Source organism: Phytoactinopolyspora endophytica, from assembly GCF_004138495.1.
Lineage (GTDB): Bacteria > Actinomycetota > Actinomycetes > Jiangellales > Jiangellaceae > Phytoactinopolyspora > Phytoactinopolyspora endophytica.
This window is the reverse complement of the sequence record NZ_ML142850.1, coordinates 208254-210003: the sequence shown is the minus strand read 5'-3', so window position 1 is coordinate 210003 and position 1750 is coordinate 208254. Positions and strand designations below refer to the sequence as shown.

At 68.5% G+C, this 1750-nt stretch carries 2 protein-coding genes; one reads left to right on the top strand and one right to left on the bottom strand.

What is annotated here, in order from left to right:
• The coding region (locus ELR45_RS04300) for a LysR family transcriptional regulator (RefSeq protein ID WP_129663731.1) at nucleotides 1-505 on the bottom strand (505 nt) is incomplete at its 3' end.
• 182 nt (nucleotides 506-687) lie between these two features.
• On the opposite strand from ELR45_RS04300, the gene ELR45_RS04295 reads away from it, so the two are divergent.
• A complete protein-coding gene (locus tag ELR45_RS04295) occupies nucleotides 688-1581 on the top strand; it encodes a TIGR03564 family F420-dependent LLM class oxidoreductase (protein WP_129663729.1) in 894 nt (297 codons plus the stop codon).
• The last annotated feature ends 169 nt before the right edge of the window (nucleotides 1582-1750 follow it).

Genomic DNA, 1750 nt, shown 5'->3' with positions numbered 1-1750 from the left:
CCGGCTCCCGCCACAGTGGCGTCGACCATAGTGCCTCCGTGTCCAGGAACGGGCCGTCCACTCCTGTGCGCAGGATGGCGACGTCGAGCTCTCCGGTGCGAACCGCCTCCAGTTGCTCCGGGACGGGCCTGGCGTCGAGTTCGACCTCGGTCTCCGGAACCAGTCGTTGAAGAGCGGAGAGTCCGTGTTCCAGCCGGGCGCTCACTCCCGGACTGGTACCGATCCGGAGGATGCATCGTCCAGCGGCCGCCAGACCCGCGGCCACGGCTGCCGTGCGGTCGGCCGCGTCCAGGACGGTACGCGCCTCCGGCAGGAGACGCTCCCCGTGCCTGGTCAGGCTGACCTGCCGTGGTGAACGGTCCAGCAGCGTGACTCCAAGCTCGCGTTCCAGACGGCTGACCTGCTGGCTGACGGCGGGCTGCACGATGCGCAGACGTTCCGCGGCCCTCCCGAAATGCAACTCCTCGGCGACGGTGACGAAGTACCGCAGCTGACGAAGCTCCACATCTGCCCCTTTACCTCGAACGATCACGATCGGTTATCGCTGCACAGGTCAACTGAGTCTTGGTCCACGACATTCCGGCCGGTTGACTTGATCGTGCTGGCGCGGTGGCCGGGCTGCACGCTCCCAGCCGCATCTGGGCGCGTTGTCCGGAGGCGAACGTGGCGAACGATGAGGGAGAACACATGCGGACAGGGGTCTGGCTCGAGATCTCCAGGATGACGATGCCGGAGATCGTGGCGACGGCGCGCGACGCGGCGGAAGCCGGCTATGCGACGTTGTGGTTCGGCGAGGTCGGCACCTGGGATCCGCTGACGGTGCTCACCGCCGTCGGCCGGGAGGTACACGAGCCGCGCCTGGGGACTGCGATCGTGCGGACGTATCCGCGACACCCACTGGCCATGGCTGCCCAGGCGCTGACCATCCAGGCCGCGACGGACAGCCGGCTGGTCCTCGGCCTGGGTCCGAGCCATGCGCCGATCATCGAGGGGCAGTACGGCGTCCCGTTCACGGCCCCGGCTCGCAACATGCGTGAGTACCTCTCCGCGTTGGTCCCGCTGTTGCGTGGTGAGCCGGTGGACCACCACGGCACCGACTGGACGGCTGTCGGCCAGTTCGACCTGGCGGGCGCGGAACCGCCTCCGGTGCTGTTGTCCGCATTGGGGCCACGGATGCTGCAACTGACCGGTGAGCTCGCGGACGGTGTCATCACGACGTGGGCCAGCGCGCGCACGCTCACCGACCATCTGTTGCCCCCGTTGATGCGTGCCGCGCAGGGCGCCGGTCGCCCGGCGCCCGAGGTGGTCGCCCAGGTGCCGGTGTGTGTGACCGACGATCCCGACGGTGTCCGGGCGCGCGTGAACGAGGAGCTGAAGATGGCAGGGGACCTGCCGAGCTACCGAGCCATCTTCGACCGCGAGGGCTTGTCCGGCCCTGGCGACGCCGTCGTCGCCGGTGATGAGGCCACGGTCCGTCGGGCTGTCCAGCGGTACGCCGACGCCGGGGTCACGGAGTTCCTGGCCACTCCGGTCGGCTCGTCCGAGGACAGAGCCCGCACCGTGGCGGCCCTTGCCCCGTAAAGCCTTCTCTCATGATCATCGAGGATCGTGAGGGTTATAGCACCGCGGATCCTCGATGATCATGGAGCGGAGGGATTCGGCCGATAGCGAAGGTCGGTCGGAGTCCCGGCGGTGCCGGCTTACGATGATCGAAAGCCCAGCCGGATCCGTGGAGGTGGGCAGAGTTGCC

Bases quoted from the DNA above. Each gene is read 5' to 3' on its own strand.
- ELR45_RS04295 (WP_129663729.1), top strand. From the start codon at position 688: ATGCGGACAGGGGTCTGGCTCGAGATCTCCAGGATGACGATGCCGGAG.